Consider the following 15,778-nt stretch of genomic DNA (forward strand, 5'->3'; position numbering starts at 1 on the left):
AGTAGAATGATGAAAAAAAACTATTCCATTCAGGCGCCGGCCGCCGTCGTCATGGTGCGTCCGCATCATTTCACGGTCAATACAGAGACCGCCGCTGACAACCGGTTTCAGGCAACACCCGACAGCGGCGAGGACTTCAGCGCCATCGCCCATGCGGAAATCACCCGAGCGGCACAGACACTGGAAAGCCATGGCGTGACGGTGCATCTATTTGAAGACGAAGGCACACAAACACCCGATTCCGTCTTTCCCAACAACTGGTTTTCCACCCATGCCGGCGGCCATGTCGCAATCTATCCGATGAAGGCCGAAAGCCGCAGGCGCGAGCGTCGGCACGATGTCATCGAGATGTTGAAGAGCCGCTATCGCGTTCAGGACATCATCGATTATTCCGGCCTGGAACCGGACGGTCTTTTTCTGGAAGGCACGGGCGCCATGGTTCTCGATCATATCGACCGTGTCGCTTATGCCGTGCGGTCCGACCGCACCGACCCGATCGCGCTCGAGCGCTTCTCGACGCATTTCAATTTCGAGCCGATGGTGTTCGATGCCCGTGATGAGGCGGGCGTGCCGGTCTACCACACCAATGTCCTGATGTGCATCGGCACGGATTACGCAATGATCGGCCTCGACATGATCACCGACGAAGGCCGGCGCGCGGAAATCGTCGCCCGCCTCGAACGATCGGGACGACGGGTCATCGCGCTCACCAATGCCCAGATCCGTGACTTCGCCGGCAACGCGCTGGAGTTGCAGGGGCGGGACGGCCGCATCCTCGCCCTTTCTAACACCGCTTACGCTTCGCTCACCGCGGCGCAGAGGGACACGATCCGCGAAAGCGCCGTCCCAGTCGCGCTTGACATACCGACCGTCGAGAAGGCCGGCGGTTCAGTTCGCTGCACGCTTGCCGGCATTCACCTGACACCACGATGATGGGATCTCAGGCCGGGATTTTGAGCGAATGTCGATTTCACCAATGCGACTATACAAATCGCTCAAAATGCCTGCAGAAAATGCGCTGAAATGCCATTTTTTATAGCCGTTCAACTTCGCTAGACTGTTTTTTATCGATGCAGCGGCGGTCCTTTCATCTGGGCCGCCAGCGCATCTCTCGTCATCCAAAGGCTTGGGAGGGCCTTCCTCATGAAGATAAAAATAAAGAAATCACTGCTCATGTTCTGACGTTCGTCGCCAGAAGAAGCCCCGTGCCGTCTCTATGATCCGCGACAGCAAAAGGGCGTTTCCTCAACATATATTCCCCGTTGTTTTTCACCTTCGTGCAGCGCGTTCCGCTGTCCGCAGCCAGATGGCTGCACGCTTTTTATACGGAGTTTTCCCATGTCGATCCTCAAGAAAATAGCTCTTGCCGGGCTGGCCGTCGCGGCGTTGGCATCGGCCTTGCCGGCCTCCGCCGACGATCTGGCCAAGGTCAGGGAACGCGGCACTTTCAGCTTCGCCATGAGCGGCAGCTTTCCACCCTTCAGCTTCGTCAACGACAAGAACGAAGTCGTCGGCTTCGATGTCGATATCGGCAATGAACTGGCAAAGCGCCTTGGCGTGAAGCCGGTTGTGGTGACGACGGCATGGGACGGCATCATCGCCGGCCTGATTTCCGGCAAATACGAAGCAGTCGTGGGATCCATGACCATCACGCCGGAACGCGAAAAGGCCGTCGCCTTCGCCGGCCCCTATTACCATAGCGGCAGGGCCGTCTTCGTCCCCGAGACATCCCCGGCAAAATCCCTCGATGACCTGAAGGACAAGAGCGTCGGCGTCACCCTCGGTGAAGTCAGTGACAAGTGGGCGCGCCAGCGCGGCGACTGGACCGTGCGGACATACAAGGCTCTGTCGGAAGCGCTGCTCGACCTCCAGGCCGGCCGCATCGACGCCATCGCCGCCGATTCCATTCCCGTTCTCGTGGCCTCGAAAAGCAGCGGGCAGAATGTACGGGAAATCGCCATTCCCGATGCCGGAAACGGCGACAGTATCGGCATTGCGTTGCGCAAGAACAGCGGCGAACTCAAGGAGGCGATCCAGAAGGCGCTGGAAGACATGCGCGCCGACGGCACCTACGAAAAGATTTCGATGAAATGGGTCGGCCGCGACATTCGCTGACAGCCGCCCCGACGCAAACCGTGGAAGGAAGGTTCCCTCCGTGGACCTTCCCTTTCCTTTCTCAGTTCGAGAGGAGGCACAATGGGCTTCTCCTTAATGACGCAGGTGTTTCCATTTTTTCTGGAAGCCGCGCTCGTCACGCTTGAAATCACCGTACTCGCTCTGGCGCTCGGCCTCGTCCTCGCCACGCTCGCAACAGCGGCGCGCCTTGCCCGGTCTAAGCTTCTGCGCTTTGTCGGGAGCGCCTATGTCAGCGTTTTTCGCGGGACGCCCTGCCTGCTGCAGCTTTTCATCCTCTATTACGGCGGCCCGCAGATCGGTATCGATCTCGACCCCTTCACTGCCGGCGCGATCGGCCTCGGCATCAATGTCGGTGCCTATCTTGCCGAAGCCATGCGCGGTGCGATCCTGACCGTAGACAAGGGGCAAACGGAAGCGGCCCGGTCGATCGGTTTCGCCCGCGGGCAAACAATGCGGCTCGTGGTGTTGCCGCAAGCCGGTCGATTGATGATCCGTTCCATCGGCGTCAATACGATCATGCTGCTCAAGGGCTCTTCGCTGGTCTCCGCCATCTCGGTCGTGGAACTGACCTATACCGCCCAACGCTTCATCGGCTCGACCTATCGTCCCTTTGAAATCTTCGCCGTCTCGGCAGCCATATACATGGTGCTGGTCTATCTGCTTGCCCGTCTGATCGACGCGCTCGATGCCCGTTTTGCGCTGAAATAGGAGGTATTCCATGCTGGATTTCACCATCGTTCCGCCCTTTGCCGCCGCGATCCTCACCGGCGCGCTGTGGACGGTCATCATCGCCGCAAGCGCCGCCGTCATCAGCTTTGCCGGCGGCGTGCTCATCGCGCTCGCCACGCTTTATGCACCGCGTATCGCCCAATATCCCGTACGTTTCGTCAGCTGGGTGCTCATGGGAACGCCGCTGCTACTGCAGCTCTATTTCATCTACTACGGCCTTTCCCAGATTGGGGTGAACATTCCGGCAATATGGACCGGCATCATCGGCCTCGGACTGCATTTCGCCATCTACAATGCCGATATCATCCGTGTCTGCATCCTCGGCATCGATAACGGCCAGACGGAGGGCGCCCGCAGCATCGGTTTCAGCAAGGTGCAGACGCTGCGTTACATCATCGTGCCGCAGGCCGTGGTCCGCGCGCTGCCGCAAATCGGCAACAACATGATCGCCATGCTGAAGGACACCGCCGTGGTTTCGGTTCTCGGCGTTTCCGAACTGGTTCTCGCCTCCCAGCAGGCGATCAGCGAAACCTATCGCCCCTTCGAATTCTATCTCGTCGCCGCCGCGATCTACTACGCGATCAATCTGACGCTGGAATTCGCATTGCGCAGGACCGACAAGAAAATGGAGTTTATCCGATGAGCAATTCCCAGCCGATGGTCCAGCCCACCGTGGACGTGCGCAATGTCGCAAAGTCCTATGGCGACCTCGAAGTTCTGAAGAACATCAATCTTTCGGTAGCAAAGGGCCAGATCGTCGCGATCATCGGGCCGAGCGGCTCCGGCAAGAGCACGCTACTGCGCTCCATCAACCATCTGGAAACGGTCAACTCGGGAGAAATCTACCTCGAAAGCCTGCAGGTCAACCAGCCGCTCACGGGCCGCGCTTTTGAACGCCACATCAATGCCGTGCGGCAGGACATGGGCATGGTCTTCCAACATTTCAACCTGTTCCCGCATCTCAGCGTGCTGGAAAACATCACACTGGGGCCGATCACGCTCAAGAACATGACCAAAGGCGCGGCGACAGAGCTTGCCCTTTCGCTGCTGGCCAAAGTGGGGCTGGATGCCAAGGCCGCCGCTTATCCTTCCATGCTCTCCGGCGGCCAGAAACAGCGGGTTGCGATTGCCCGCGCGCTCGCCATGCGGCCGAAAGTCATGTTGTTTGACGAGGCAACCTCCGCTCTCGACCCGGAACTGGTGGAAGAGGTCAACCAGGTCATGAAACAACTGGCGCGCGAGCATATGACGATGCTGATCGTGACCCATGAAATGCGCTTCGCCGCGGAAGTCGCCGACCGCGTAGTGTTCATGGACAAGGGGCTGGTGGTGGAGGAAGGCCCACCATCCGAAATCTTCGTCCGGCCGCAGCAGGAGAGGACGCGCAGCTTCCTCAAGACCTATTTGAACAATTGAGCGTCCGAGCGAAACCACAGGCGCAAGCTATTGCGCCTGTGTTCTCAAGGCCGGGCCACGCCGACAAAATTAAAAGGCGAGCTGAACCTTCATGGATTTGCTCCTGTCACCGGCGGTTTCAAATGCCGTGACTGCCTCTTCCAATGGGAAAGTTCCGGTCAGCAGAGGTTTCAGGTCGACACGGCGTTGGTTGATGAAATCGACGGCAAGTCCGAATTCCTCATGGAAACGGAAGGTGCCTTTCATCTCGATTTCCTTGGCGACCACCATATTCTGCGGAATGGACACATCGCCGCCAAGACCGAGCTGCACCACGGTGGAGCGCGGTTTCAGCGCTTCAAGACCCGAACGGACGGCTCTTTCATTGCCGGACGCCTCGAACTGGACGTCGAAATAACCCTTGTTTGCCGAATAAGCGGAGAGCGCATCCGGGTCGCTAGCGACATTGATGACGCGGTCGGCGCCAATGGCGAGCGCCTTTTGCAGAACCGCATCCATGACATCGGTCGCGACAATTTCCCGGGCGCCATGGGCGCGGGCGGCGATGATGGCAAGCGCCCCGATCGGCCCACAGCCGGTGACCAGAACACGTTTGTCCGTTAGTGCGCCGGCGCGATTGACGCCATGCAACGTTACCGCGAAAGGTTCCGCCATGGCCGCTTCATGAATGGAGATACCGTCCCGCACCTTGTGGCACTGATACGCCTCGGCGACGAGACGCTGACGAAACGCGCCCTGAATATGCGGCATGGGCATGGCGGAGCCGTAAAAGCGCATGTTCAGGCACTGGTTCTGCTGGCCCTTCAGGCAGAATTCGCAATGGTTGCAGGGCCGGCTCGGCGATACGGCAACCCGGTCGCCAACGGCGAGACCGGAGACACCCTCTCCCAGAGCCTTGATGGTGCCGGCCACCTCATGGCCGAGGATCATAGGCTCCCGCACGCGCACCGTGCCGAAGCCGCCGTGATTGTAATAATGCAGGTCGGAGCCGCAGATGCCACCCGCTTCGATAGCAACCTCGACCTGCCCCGGACCGGGCTGCTCGGTCTCCCGTTCCTCGATCCGCAGATCCTTGGCCGCGTGGATGACAACCGCTTTCATAGTCTCTCCTCCCTTGAGGGTTTGGCTCGGCGGCTATTGCCGCCAGGCCTTTCCTCGGATTTTTCTCAGATATCGACAACGAGGCCCTTGGCTTTCAGAACCGGCTCAAGCTTGCTGACCTCGATCACCGACTTGCCCTGCTTGTAGGCTTCGATGTAACCGGCCTCGGCATCTTCGCGGGCCTGCGAAAGCTTGGCCGCTTCCTGCGCTTCCTCGCGCCTGACGACGACAAGACCATCGGCATCACCGACGATGATATCGCCCGGATTGATGATTTCGCCGCCGACAATCACCTGGTCGTTGACCGCAGCAATGGTCTCCTTGACCGTGCCCTTGATGCAAACGCTGAGCGAAAAGACCGGAAAACCGAGGTCCCGCAGTTGCAGCGTGTCGCGCACGCCGGTATCCGTCACCAGACCGCCGATGCCTTTTGCGAGGCAGGCATTGGCGAGAACGTCGCCGAAGGAACCCGCTTCTTCATATTCGCCGGCGGAAACGACGATGATGTCACCCGGCTTGGCATAGTTGATGGCGAGCTGCAGCATGATGTTGTCGCGCGGCGCGCATTTGACCGTGAAGGCCGGGCCGCAGAGCTTCATGCGATAATCGACCGGCTTCAGCCGCGAAGACAATGCGCCGCGACGCCCCTGCGCCTCATGGATGGTCGCAGGAGAGAATTTGGCAAGGGCTTCGACATCGGCCTTGGCCGGACGCTGCGCGATATCTTTAATGTGGATCATGAAAACCTCCCACGTTGAAGCTGTCGGCGAGAGCGTCTCGCCGACCGATAGTGTTGAAGAGTTGGAAAATTTGACCGAGGCTGAGCCGAAGCTCAGGGGATCGGGTCGAACTTCAGTTCGGACAGAGGCACGACCTTGTCGGTGCGTGTCATCTTGTATTCGGTGTTCGGGCCAAGCCACTTGTCCCAGATGCGGTTGATCTCGCCATCCGCATCGAGCTTGCGCAGGATTTCGTTGATCTTCGCGGTCAGCGCCGGATTGTCCTTGGCCATGCCGATGCCGATGGGCTGGAAGAGCATCGGCTCTTCGATCATGCGCATCTGCTTGCCCTTGGTCTTGGATTCATTGACGAACTTGGTCATCGTCATGGTGTTGCCAACGATGCCGCGCGCCTTGCCCTGCTGGACGGCGAGATAGGCCGACGCCGTATCCTGGAATGTCAGCGGCTCGGACTTGTTGAGCTTGACCGAGAGTTCCGATGTCGAGCCCTTACTGGAAGCGATGCGCTGACCGACGAAGTCAGACTTCTTGGTGCCGGGGTCATCGACCGGAACGATCAGCATTTCCTTAGCCAGATAATAAGGGTCGCTGAACTGGATCTGCTCGGCACGGCTCTGGGTATAGGCGAGGTTGGCGACCGAAAGATCGACGCGGCCGAGCTTGACTTCCGGAACCCGCGCTTCGACCGACACCGGCTTGACCTCGGCCTTGACGCCGAGTTCCTTGGCGATGGCGCCGCACAGATCAACATCGAAGCCGGCCATTTCACGCGTCTTCGGATCCGGCGAGGCGAAAGGCGGTACGTCGGCGAAAGTGGCGCAACGCAGCGTCTTGTTCGCGATGATCGTATCGAGCTGGTCGGCCTTGGCCGGCATGATGGCAGCCGAGGTCGCCAAAGCGGCGGTAAGAGTAATGCACTTCCAGTTCATTTCAGTTCTCCCTGTTATTATAGAGGTTTGGGTTGATAGTTCGGTCCTGAGCGGGATTTCAGGCGAAAACCGCTCACACTTTTCGCCATCCCGCCCTAGTGCCTGAGATCAGCGAGAAAACGCTGGGCACGGGGATGTTGCGGATTTTTGAAAAACTCGTCCGGCTTAGCCGTTTCGAGAATGCGCCCGGCGTCGATGAACCAGATGCGGTCGGCCACTTCACGGGCAAAGCCCATTTCGTGTGTGACGCAGAGCATGGTCATGCCTTCGGCTGCGAGGCTCTTCATGACGGCGAGCACCTCACCCACCATTTCCGGATCGAGCGCTGAGGTCGGCTCATCGAACAGCATGACCGGCGGCTCCATGGCGAGCGCCCGCGCGATTGCGACGCGCTGCTGCTGGCCGCCGGAAAGCTGTGCGGGATAGGAATTGGCCTTGTCGGCAAGGCCGACGCGATCGAGAAGCTTCAGCGCCTTGTCATGGGCGACGGCCGGAGAAACACCCTTCACCCGGATCGGCGACATGGAGACATTCTCCACCACCGAAAGATGCGGGAAGAGGTTGAAGCTCTGGAAGACGAAACCCACCCGGCTGCGCAGCGCATTCAGCTCCTTTGCGCGCATCTGGGCATGGATGTTCCTGCCATCGAGCATGATCGAGCCGCTGCTGATCTCCTCCAGACGGTTGATCGTGCGGATGAGGGTGGACTTGCCGGAACCCGATGGCCCGCAGATGACAACGACTTCGCCACGGGTGACGTTTTCGTTGACATCCTTGAGCACCTGATAATCGCCATAGCTTTTGCAGACCTGCGAGAGCGTGATGGTGTAGGGATCTTGAGTGGCGGAAACTGGCGCGGTCATAGCTGCTCCGTAACGATATTGGCGGGGGCCGGGGCCGTGTCTGCGGCAAGCTTGCCACGCGGGCCAGCCCGCCGGCGGGCGATACGCCGCTCGAGAAGATTGGCGACATGGGTCAGCGACCAGCAGATGATGTAATAAACCAGCGCCAGAATGAGGAAGACCTGGAAAGGCTGGGTCAAAAGCTGGTTGTTCACCTGGTTCGCCGCAAAGGTCAGATCAGGCACATTGATGACGTAGCCGAGCGTCGTATCCTTGATGGTGGACACGAATGTCGAGATCAGGCTCGGGATCATGTTGTAGAGCGCCTGCGGCAGGATGATATAGCGCATCGCGCTGAAATATCCGTGCCCCAGCGCACGCGCCGCATCCATCTGCCCCGCGCCAAGCGACACGATGCCGGCGCGGACAACCTCGCTCATGAAAGCGCCCTGATAGATGACGAGCGTCGCCAGCATGGTAACGAAGCTCGGCACATCGGCGCCGGTCCACAACGGAACGAGGAAGTAGCTCCAGAGAATGAGCATCAGCAGCGGCACGCCACGGGTGAAATATACCACGGCGGTGACCGGCCAGCGCAAGAGCCGCCATTTCGACAGCCGCGCCAGCGCCATCAGAATGCTGACGGGAAAGGCAAGCGCGATGCTGAGCGCAGAAAGGATGAGCGTGTTGGCAAGACCGCCCAGCGGCCCGTTGGGATATTGGCCGATCAGGAGAAGCAGCCAGTAATCCTTGATGATTGCGATCATGTCGTGGATCATGCCCGCGCCCTCCGCAGTGGATCGGCACGCATGGAGATATAGGCTCCGAGACCCATGATCAGCAGCGAGAAGAACAGATAAAGCACTGTGGCGACCAGATAGACCTCAAACGTCCGGAAACTCAGATTCTCGACTTCCTTGACCGCATGGGTGAGTTCGGGCGCGCCGATCAGAACGCCGAGACTGCTGTTCTTGAAAAGCGAGGTGCTGTGGTTGATCAGCGGCGGCAGCGCGTTGCGAACGCCCTGCGGCATGATGACGAAACGCATGGCCGAGACATAGCTATGCCCGAGCGCACGCGCCGCTTCCATCTGGCCGGGGTTGATGGAGCGCACGCCGGAACGCAGATCTTCGCTGAAATAGGCGGCCTGACAGAGGCCGAGGCCGATAATGGCGAAGATCGCTTCCGCATTATGGCTGGAAAGCCAGCTGGCCAGCCCGCTCGGCAACAGCGTGAAGACGCCGAAATACCAGAGCATCAGCTGCACCAGCGTCGGAACGTTCCGGTGATAGGAAACGTAGGCCGCCACCAGCGGATCGCCGAAGCGGAAGGGCGACAGGCGGATGGCGAGAAGCACGATGGCCAGCGACATGGCGAGAAGCCACGAGCCGGCATAGATGATGAACGTCATCTGGATGCCATGCAAAAGCATCGAGACGTAATCTGCATTGCTCAGAATTGCCCAGAGGTCAAAACCGCTCACGCGAGTTTTCCTCCGGAACCGCCCGCAGCTGCCTGATATTCGGCGGTCTGGGGCTTGGCCGTCTGCAGCCCGCCCATGACCTGAAGTGTCGGGGTGATTTCCATGTGGCCGATATTCATGGCCACGGGTGCGGCGATGGCAAACGCAATCGCATCGGCGATATCGGATGCCTGCGGCAGCTCGAAACCATCGATGAAACGTTCGCGAATGCTCGGATCATCGCCATGCACATGATTGAAAATATCAGTCGCGACGCGACCGGGGCAGATTTCCGTCACCCGCACGCGCTTGCCGAAAGCATCGATGCGCAACTGGTTGGACAACATCGCCACGCCGGCCTTGCTGGCATGATAGGTGGAGTTGCCGCCGAAATTATAATTGCCCGCGATGGAGGAGATGTTGATGACGTGGCCGCGATCACGCGCCACCATGCCCGGCACCACCATGCGGCACAGATGCAGCACGGCCCGCAGATTGACGTCGATCAGGAGATCGATATCGCTCTCATCCGCTTCCAGGAACTTCTTCGGGCGGTCGACGCCGGCATTGTTCACGAGGACATCGAACGCAACCTCACTGGTGAGTTTTGCAAGCGCCGGCCGGTCCGTCACATCGATGGCATGGGCAAAGCAGCCCGTGCGCTTCGCTAGCTTGTTGAGAGCGTCCGCGCTTCTGGCAACCGCATGCACTTCCAGCCCTTCACGGCAAAGGCGCTCAACGACGGCGGCGCCAATTCCGGAAGATGCGCCGGTAACGAGTGCGGTCTTGTAGTCTGAGAATGGCATGTTTGTCCCCTATCGTTGAGCAAACATTAGTGAAGCTTTCATCGCTTGCCTAAGACCGATTTTTTTTGGAGTAATAAGCAACTTGTATGGATGACGGATGCGAACGCTACTTTCGGCACTGCGTCAGTCCGGCTGGCGAAAGGGCACACCTGCCCCGTCACCACCCGAACCGCCTAGACGACCGGCGTCGGCAAATCTTTCCCCGCAAAATGCGCATCCAGATTGGCGAGAACCAGAGCGCCCATTTCCAGCCGCGTCTCATGGGTCGCAGCGCCGATATGCGGTGCGAGAACCACATTGCGCATGCCGAAGAGTGCCTCGGGAACATGCGGTTCGTTCTCGAAGACGTCGAGCGCCGCACCTTTCAACCCACCCGCCATGAGAATATCGACCAGCGCCTTTTCATCCACCAGCGACCCTCTGGCGACATTGACTAGAACCCCATCCGGCCCCAGCGCCTCCAGCACCTGGCGGTTGATGGCATGTTTCGTCTCCGGCGTCGCCGCAGCCGCGACAATCAAGACGTCACAGGCACGCGCGAGCGACACCGCCGTCGGATGATATTCATGGGCCACATCCTTTTTTTGCCGACTGAAATAGGAAATTTCCGCATTAAAGGCTTCCAGCCGTGCCGCGATGGCCCGGCCTATGCGGCCGAGCCCGTAAATGCCGTAACGCCGGCGCGACGCCTTGTTGCCGAGCGGCATCTCGCCTCTTTTCCATGCGCCAGAGCGGACATGGTGATCCGCATTGACGAGTTGGAGCAGCAGCATGATGGAAAGTCCAATGGCGAGATCGGCGACGTCCTCGGTCAGCACGTCCGGCGTGTTCGTCACCCTGAAGCCGCGCGCGCGGGCCTGATCGAGATCGACCTTGTCGAAACCGACGCCGTTGATGGCGACGATTTCGAGAGCCGGCAGGCAGGCGGCGAGATCAGGGGCGACACCGATATGGCCGCCGGTGACGACAGCCTTTATCGACGCCGCCTCCGCCTGCAAAAACGCCTGTTTGTCGGATATTTCGTGCCAGCGATGGACCCGGAAGCGCTTTTGCAATTCGGCTTCTATCTGTGGCTGAAGCGGGTAGGTTTGCAGAAGATCGGGCTTCATGCGCGCTCCTTAGCCGCGACCGACGAAAGGCATGCCGCTCGCCATCACCGTCATGGTCAACACATTCGCTTCGAGCGGCAGCGAGGCCATATGCACCACGGCCCGGGCGACGATACTCGCATCGATGGTGGGTTCGATGGCGGTGCTGCCATCCGCCTGCAACACACCGGTGGCCATGGCGCGCGTCATTTCGGTGCTGGCATTGCCGATATCGATCTGCCCGCAGGCAATGTTGAATGCCCGGCCATCCAGCGCGGCCGACTTGGTAAGGCCAGTGACCGCGTGTTTGGTCGCGGTATAAGGCGCCGAACGCGGCCGCGGCGTGGTGGCCGAAATCGAGCCATTATTGATGATGCGCCCGCCCTGCGGCGATTGCGCCTTCATCTGGCGAAATGCCGCCTGGGTGCAGAGGAAGGCACCCGTGAGATTGGCCCCGACCACCGCGTTCCAGGTTTCGAACGGCACGTCTTCGATATGGACAGCCGGCGCCGACATGCCGGCATTGTTGACCAAAAGGTCGAGGCGGCCGAAACGTCCGGTGACCTCCGCAAACAGGCGTTCGACATCGGCCGGAACGGAAATATCGGCCGCGACGGCCAGAACGCGGTCTCGATGTTCGCGCCATTCGCCGACAGCGGCGTCCAGAACCTCCCGCCGTCGCCCGGTGATCGCGACGCTATAACCATCGTCCAGGAGCGCTTTGGCAATCGCCTTGCCGACTCCTGTTCCTCCGCCCGTGACGAGCGCGATCTTTCCATCACTCATGCTGCTTTCCCCTCCAGCTCATCTTCCACATGCGCCTGAATGATTTCGGCAAAGGACGTTTCCGCCCTGAAGCCGAGCGACAGAGCCAGTTGCGGATCGTAATCCTCGGCCCAGCCATCGACGATCCGGATGATCCGCTCGTCGGGAACGCGTTTGATAAGCGCCACAGCCTTCTCCCCGGCAAAGGCGCGCAGGGCCTCGATTTCATCGGCCACCGTGGCAGAAAGCCCCGGCATGATGAGATTGCGGCGAACGCCAAGCCCGGAGAGATCAACACTCGCGGCGCGCAGCAGGAAAGCGACGGCCGAGCGCGGGCTGGCGAACCAGTGGCGCACGGTATCGGCGACAGGCAGCACCGCTTCCTGGCCCACCAGCGGTTCGCGCAGGATATTGGAGAAGAAGCCGGAGGCGGCCGCATTCGGCTTGCCGGGGCGGATGCAGATGGTGGGCAGGCGGATGCTGACGCCATCGAAGAAACCACGACGGCTATAGTCCGCAAGCAACAGCTCCACGATCGCCTTCTGCGTGCCGTAGCTGGTCAGCGGTGCAGGCAGGAACTCGTCGCCGATCACCTTGGGGAATGGCGATCCGAAAACCGCGAGCGACGAGCAGAAGACCACACGCGGCCGGTATCCATCCTTCTGATGCTCCAGCCGGATGGCTTCGAACAGTGAACGTCCGCCATCGAGATTAATGCGATAGCCTTTCTCGAAATCGGCCTCCGCCTCGCCCGAAACCACGGCGGCGAGGTTGAAGATCACATCCGGTCGCTTGGCGATCAACTTTTCGGCGACGCCGACATTCGACAGATCGCTACGCTCGATGGTCACTGCGCCGCCGAAGCCTTTCGGCGCAACCGGCTCGAAAACATCCGTCAGCGTCATTTCAGTGATCTTTACACCGCCAAGCGTTCCGTCAGAGGCGAGACGTTGCGTCAATTTGCGGCCGATCATTCCGGCCGCGCCGATTATCAGAATATGCATATTTCACCTTTGTTTGGCCAGCCGTGCCGGCTCGATTGAATGTCAGTCGTCGTCACCCTGAAACACCACCTCGCGACGGCGCATGATCGCTGGCATCGCCATCATGATGACGACCATGCCAGACAAGGCGAGCAGGGTGGCGCTGATTGGGTGAGTGACGAATGTCGAAAAGTCGCCCTGCGAAATCAACAGCCCGAGGCGCATGTTCTGTTCCAGAAGCGGACCGAGGACGAAGCCCAAAACCAGAGGCGCGGGTTCGCAGCCGATCTTGCGCAGGAAGAAGCCGACAATGCCAAAGACTGCGCAGAACAGAACATCGACGACGCTGTAGGACAGGCCATAGGCGCCGATGGCGCAGAACATCAGAATGGCGGGGCACAAAAAGCGGTAAGGAATGCCGAGAAGCCGCACCCAGATGCCGATCAGCGGCAGGTTCAGCACCAGCAGCAGCAAATTGCCCACCCACATGCTGGCGATCAGCCCCCAGAAAAGGTCGGGCCGCGATTGCATAACCTCCGGTCCCGGCGTAATGCCCTGGATCATCATCGCGCCAACCATCAACGCCATCAGGCCGTTGGCGGGAATACCAAGCGTCAGAAGCGGAATGAAGGAGGTCTGCGCGCCGGCATTATTGGCGCTTTCCGGCCCTGCCAGCCCTTCGATTGCGCCCTTGCCGAAACGGGATGGATCCTTGGCGATCTTGCGCTCCAGCGCGTAGCTCGCAAACGAACTCATGATCGCACCACCACCGGGGAGCACGCCGAGGAAAGAGCCGAGTGCGGTGCCGCGCAACACAGCGGGAAAGGCCTGTTTGAAATCCTGCCGGGTCGGCATCAGCGATCCGGTCTTTGCCGCGCCCGCATCGCGCTCCACGCCCTGCTGCAGATTGAAGAGAATTTCGCTGACGCCGAGCAGCCCGATGGCCAGCACCACGAAATCGATACCGTCGAACAGTTCCGCCATGCCGAAGGTGAAACGCTGCTCACCGGATGTCGGATCAATGCCGACGAGGCTGAGCGCGATACCGAAGGCGACCATGCCGACCGCCTTGACCGGCGATCCGCTGGACAGAAACACGGCGAACAGAAGCCCGAAGATCACCAGACTGAAATAATCAGCCGGCCCGAAGGCAAGCGCAATGGCCGAAAGCGGCTTTGCGACAACGACGATCAGGACCGTCGCCACCGTGCCGGCAAAAAACGACCCGAGCGCCGCCGTGGCCAGCGCCACACCCGCCCTGCCCTGCCGGGCCATGGCATATCCATCGATGCAGGTGACGACGGACGAGGATTCGCCCGGCAGATTGACGAGGATCGCCGTTGTCGAACCGCCATATTGCGCACCATAGAAAATGCCCGCAAGCATGATCAGCGCCGCCGTATCGGGCATCGTATAGGTAATCGGCAGAAGCAGTGCGACGGTGGCGGAAGGACCGATGCCCGGCAGGATGCCGATCATCGTGCCGAGCGTGACACCCAGCAGGCAATAGAAAAGATTGACGGGCGTGACTGCCACGCCGAAACCGAGGACGATATTGGAGAGAAGATCGGTCATGGCAGCAACGGTATCCTCTGTCCGAGGCCCACAATGAAAATGAGGATGCAGGCGAAGATGAGCACCGCGGAAAGCAGCAGAACCTCAATCGGGCGGATCCTGCCATAAGCGATGCAGGCGAGCACGATCAGTACGAAGGCGGCGGCGATGAAGCCCAAAGGCTCGATCAGCAGCGCAAAACCGGCAATGCCGGCCACCGCCAGAAATGGACGCATCTTCGGCGCCACCCAGGCTTCCGATGGTGTCTTTCCCAGAATATCCTGTAAAAGCAGCGCGATACCCAGCGCAAACATCAAGGCTGCGATGACCGTCGGCATATAGCCGGGTCCGGGCTGGAAATTAGTGCCCATGCTCAGCGGCCGCGCGCCGTAATAAAGCCCGGCGGCGGCCGCCAGAAAGAAGGCCCCCGACAGAATATTCGCGGTTAGTTTCGAGCCGTTTGCGGCCATGATTATCTCCCCTCATCGGAAATACGCCGCGCCTCCCGACACGACGTATCCAACGTTTAATCACAGGCTCAATCGGCCCAGACACATCCCTTTGAGCGCATCATGTCGTAGCGATCCTCGATATCCATCTTGCCCTGACGGTGCAGTTCCATCATGTGGTTCTCGTGGTCGTCACGCTCCTGGCAGGCCTTGACGAGTTTCGGGATATCCTTCTCGCGAACGACGACGACGCCGTCATCATCGCCGCAGACGATATCGCCGGGACTGATCAATTCGCCGCCCACCACGACCGGATGGTTGATGGTACCGAGCGTGTCCTTGGAGGTGCCCTTCATGCAAAGCCCGAGCGAGAACACCGGGAAACCAATTTCGCGCAGACCCTTGCCATCACGCACGGCGGCGCTGACCACAAAGCCGACAATGCCCTTGCCGATGCAGGCGGCGGCCAGCACATCGCCAAAGCCGCCCTGATTGGGATTGTCGCCGCCATCTATGACCAGCACATCACCGGGCTTTGCCAGATTGATGGCCTCGAAGATCATCAGATTATCGCCGATATGGCATTTTGCGGTGATTGCCGGGCCGCAGATTTTCAGGCCGGGCTTGATCGGCTTGATGCGATAATCGAGAGCACCGAGCTTGCCCTGCGCCTCGTGAATCGTGGCGGGGCTGAATTTGCTGATCGCCTCGATATCGGCTCTGGAAGGGCGTTGGAAATTGCGGATGACATGGGCCATTGGCCGGATTCCTTTCAACA

The 15,778-nt window shown here is 59.9% G+C and carries 18 protein-coding genes; 5 read left to right on the top strand and 13 right to left on the bottom strand.

The features are described 5' to 3' along the window. Positions 1 to 9 precede the first annotated feature (9 nt). The 5 genes from ctlX to ACQZ5F_RS17895 all read left to right on the top strand — a co-directional run bounded on the left by ctlX (position 10) and on the right by ACQZ5F_RS17895 (position 4,281). Complete coding sequence (gene ctlX / locus ACQZ5F_RS17875) at positions 10 to 933, top strand: citrulline utilization hydrolase CtlX (protein ID WP_432704565.1); 924 nt, start codon at positions 10 to 12, stop codon at positions 931 to 933. 405 nt (positions 934 to 1,338) lie between these two features. Next, positions 1,339 to 2,115 carry an ABC transporter substrate-binding protein gene (locus tag ACQZ5F_RS17880; RefSeq protein ID WP_225338861.1) on the top strand — a complete coding sequence of 259 codons (777 nt, stop codon included), beginning with the start codon at positions 1,339 to 1,341 and terminating at the stop codon, positions 2,113 to 2,115. An 81-nt stretch (positions 2,116 to 2,196) separates the two neighbouring features. After that, complete coding sequence (locus tag ACQZ5F_RS17885; RefSeq protein WP_052819367.1) at positions 2,197 to 2,844, top strand: amino acid ABC transporter permease; 648 nt, start codon at positions 2,197 to 2,199, stop codon at positions 2,842 to 2,844. A gap of 10 nt (positions 2,845 to 2,854) precedes the next feature. Beyond that, positions 2,855 to 3,508 carry an amino acid ABC transporter permease gene (locus ACQZ5F_RS17890; RefSeq protein ID WP_046799009.1) on the top strand — a complete coding sequence of 218 codons (654 nt, stop codon included), beginning with the start codon at positions 2,855 to 2,857 and terminating at the stop codon, positions 3,506 to 3,508. Beyond that, a complete protein-coding gene (locus ACQZ5F_RS17895) occupies positions 3,505 to 4,281 on the top strand; it encodes an amino acid ABC transporter ATP-binding protein (RefSeq protein ID WP_225338862.1) in 777 nt (258 codons plus the stop codon). The genes ACQZ5F_RS17890 and ACQZ5F_RS17895 overlap by 4 nt, the downstream gene beginning before the upstream one ends. 69 nt (positions 4,282 to 4,350) lie before the next feature. Here the strand turns inward: ACQZ5F_RS17895 and ACQZ5F_RS17900 are convergent, their stop codons facing one another. From ACQZ5F_RS17900 to ACQZ5F_RS17960, 13 genes are all read right to left on the bottom strand, one after another. Further along, complete coding sequence (locus ACQZ5F_RS17900; RefSeq protein ID WP_225338863.1) at positions 4,351 to 5,382, bottom strand: L-idonate 5-dehydrogenase; 1,032 nt, start codon at positions 5,380 to 5,382, stop codon at positions 4,351 to 4,353. Between the two features lie 65 nt (positions 5,383 to 5,447). Further along, positions 5,448 to 6,122, bottom strand: coding sequence for a 4-carboxy-4-hydroxy-2-oxoadipate aldolase/oxaloacetate decarboxylase (locus tag ACQZ5F_RS17905; protein WP_046799012.1), 675 nt, complete (start codon positions 6,120 to 6,122; stop codon positions 5,448 to 5,450). A gap of 92 nt (positions 6,123 to 6,214) precedes the next feature. Further along, on the bottom strand, positions 6,215 to 7,051 hold the full coding sequence (locus ACQZ5F_RS17910) for an ABC transporter substrate-binding protein (protein ID WP_052819364.1): 837 nt from the start codon (positions 7,049 to 7,051) through the stop codon (positions 6,215 to 6,217). A 95-nt stretch (positions 7,052 to 7,146) separates the two neighbouring features. Beyond that, complete coding sequence (locus ACQZ5F_RS17915; protein ID WP_046799014.1) at positions 7,147 to 7,914, bottom strand: amino acid ABC transporter ATP-binding protein; 768 nt, start codon at positions 7,912 to 7,914, stop codon at positions 7,147 to 7,149. Next, positions 7,911 to 8,672, bottom strand: a complete 762-nt coding sequence (locus ACQZ5F_RS17920) for an amino acid ABC transporter permease (RefSeq protein WP_052819363.1) — start codon at positions 8,670 to 8,672, stop codon at positions 7,911 to 7,913. The genes ACQZ5F_RS17915 and ACQZ5F_RS17920 overlap by 4 nt, the downstream gene beginning before the upstream one ends. After that, entirely contained in the window at positions 8,669 to 9,376 is a 708-nt protein-coding gene (locus ACQZ5F_RS17925; protein ID WP_127755469.1) for an amino acid ABC transporter permease, read from the bottom strand. Before ACQZ5F_RS17925 ends, ACQZ5F_RS17920 begins: the two co-directional genes overlap by 4 nt. Then, entirely contained in the window at positions 9,373 to 10,161 is a 789-nt protein-coding gene (locus ACQZ5F_RS17930; protein WP_046799017.1) for an SDR family oxidoreductase, read from the bottom strand. Before ACQZ5F_RS17930 ends, ACQZ5F_RS17925 begins: the two co-directional genes overlap by 4 nt. 173 nt (positions 10,162 to 10,334) lie before the next feature. Further along, entirely contained in the window at positions 10,335 to 11,270 is a 936-nt protein-coding gene (locus ACQZ5F_RS17935) for a 2-hydroxyacid dehydrogenase (RefSeq protein WP_448730584.1), read from the bottom strand. A gap of 9 nt (positions 11,271 to 11,279) precedes the next feature. Continuing rightward, complete coding sequence (locus tag ACQZ5F_RS17940) at positions 11,280 to 12,035, bottom strand: SDR family oxidoreductase (RefSeq protein ID WP_225338865.1); 756 nt, start codon at positions 12,033 to 12,035, stop codon at positions 11,280 to 11,282. Then, a complete protein-coding gene (gene denD, locus ACQZ5F_RS17945) occupies positions 12,032 to 13,018 on the bottom strand; it encodes a D-erythronate dehydrogenase (RefSeq protein WP_225338866.1) in 987 nt (328 codons plus the stop codon). The genes ACQZ5F_RS17940 and denD overlap by 4 nt, the downstream gene beginning before the upstream one ends. A 42-nt stretch (positions 13,019 to 13,060) precedes the next feature. Then, positions 13,061 to 14,572, bottom strand: coding sequence for a tripartite tricarboxylate transporter permease (locus tag ACQZ5F_RS17950; RefSeq protein ID WP_225338867.1), 1,512 nt, complete (start codon positions 14,570 to 14,572; stop codon positions 13,061 to 13,063). Continuing rightward, entirely contained in the window at positions 14,569 to 15,021 is a 453-nt protein-coding gene (locus tag ACQZ5F_RS17955; protein WP_225338868.1) for a tripartite tricarboxylate transporter TctB family protein, read from the bottom strand. The genes ACQZ5F_RS17950 and ACQZ5F_RS17955 overlap by 4 nt, the downstream gene beginning before the upstream one ends. A 68-nt stretch (positions 15,022 to 15,089) precedes the next feature. Beyond that, the gene (locus ACQZ5F_RS17960; RefSeq protein ID WP_225338869.1) at positions 15,090 to 15,758 is read right to left on the bottom strand and encodes a 4-carboxy-4-hydroxy-2-oxoadipate aldolase/oxaloacetate decarboxylase; all 669 of its coding nucleotides are present in this window, start codon (positions 15,756 to 15,758) and stop codon (positions 15,090 to 15,092) included. Between the last annotated feature and the right edge of the window lie 20 nt (positions 15,759 to 15,778).

The organism is Agrobacterium sp. 22-210-1, assembly GCF_053522525.1.

Coding starts and splice junctions, on each gene's coding strand:
- ACQZ5F_RS17935 (WP_448730584.1), bottom strand. CDS start 11,270: ATGAAGCCCGATCTTCTGCAAACCTACCCGCTTCAGCCACAGATAGAA.
- ACQZ5F_RS17905 (WP_046799012.1), bottom strand. CDS start 6,122: ATGATCCACATTAAAGATATCGCGCAGCGTCCGGCCAAGGCCGATGTC.
- ACQZ5F_RS17880 (WP_225338861.1), top strand. CDS start 1,339: ATGTCGATCCTCAAGAAAATAGCTCTTGCCGGGCTGGCCGTCGCGGCG.
- ctlX (WP_432704565.1), top strand. CDS start 10: ATGAAAAAAAACTATTCCATTCAGGCGCCGGCCGCCGTCGTCATGGTG.
- denD (WP_225338866.1), bottom strand. CDS start 13,018: ATGCATATTCTGATAATCGGCGCGGCCGGAATGATCGGCCGCAAATTG.
- ACQZ5F_RS17890 (WP_046799009.1), top strand. CDS start 2,855: ATGCTGGATTTCACCATCGTTCCGCCCTTTGCCGCCGCGATCCTCACC.
- ACQZ5F_RS17920 (WP_052819363.1), bottom strand. CDS start 8,672: ATGATCCACGACATGATCGCAATCATCAAGGATTACTGGCTGCTTCTC.
- ACQZ5F_RS17885 (WP_052819367.1), top strand. CDS start 2,197: ATGGGCTTCTCCTTAATGACGCAGGTGTTTCCATTTTTTCTGGAAGCC.
- ACQZ5F_RS17940 (WP_225338865.1), bottom strand. CDS start 12,035: ATGAGTGATGGAAAGATCGCGCTCGTCACGGGCGGAGGAACAGGAGTC.
- ACQZ5F_RS17915 (WP_046799014.1), bottom strand. CDS start 7,914: ATGACCGCGCCAGTTTCCGCCACTCAAGATCCCTACACCATCACGCTC.
- ACQZ5F_RS17950 (WP_225338867.1), bottom strand. CDS start 14,572: ATGACCGATCTTCTCTCCAATATCGTCCTCGGTTTCGGCGTGGCAGTC.
- ACQZ5F_RS17900 (WP_225338863.1), bottom strand. CDS start 5,382: ATGAAAGCGGTTGTCATCCACGCGGCCAAGGATCTGCGGATCGAGGAA.
- ACQZ5F_RS17910 (WP_052819364.1), bottom strand. CDS start 7,051: ATGAACTGGAAGTGCATTACTCTTACCGCCGCTTTGGCGACCTCGGCT.
- ACQZ5F_RS17955 (WP_225338868.1), bottom strand. CDS start 15,021: ATGGCCGCAAACGGCTCGAAACTAACCGCGAATATTCTGTCGGGGGCC.
- ACQZ5F_RS17895 (WP_225338862.1), top strand. CDS start 3,505: ATGAGCAATTCCCAGCCGATGGTCCAGCCCACCGTGGACGTGCGCAAT.
- ACQZ5F_RS17930 (WP_046799017.1), bottom strand. CDS start 10,161: ATGCCATTCTCAGACTACAAGACCGCACTCGTTACCGGCGCATCTTCC.
- ACQZ5F_RS17960 (WP_225338869.1), bottom strand. CDS start 15,758: ATGGCCCATGTCATCCGCAATTTCCAACGCCCTTCCAGAGCCGATATC.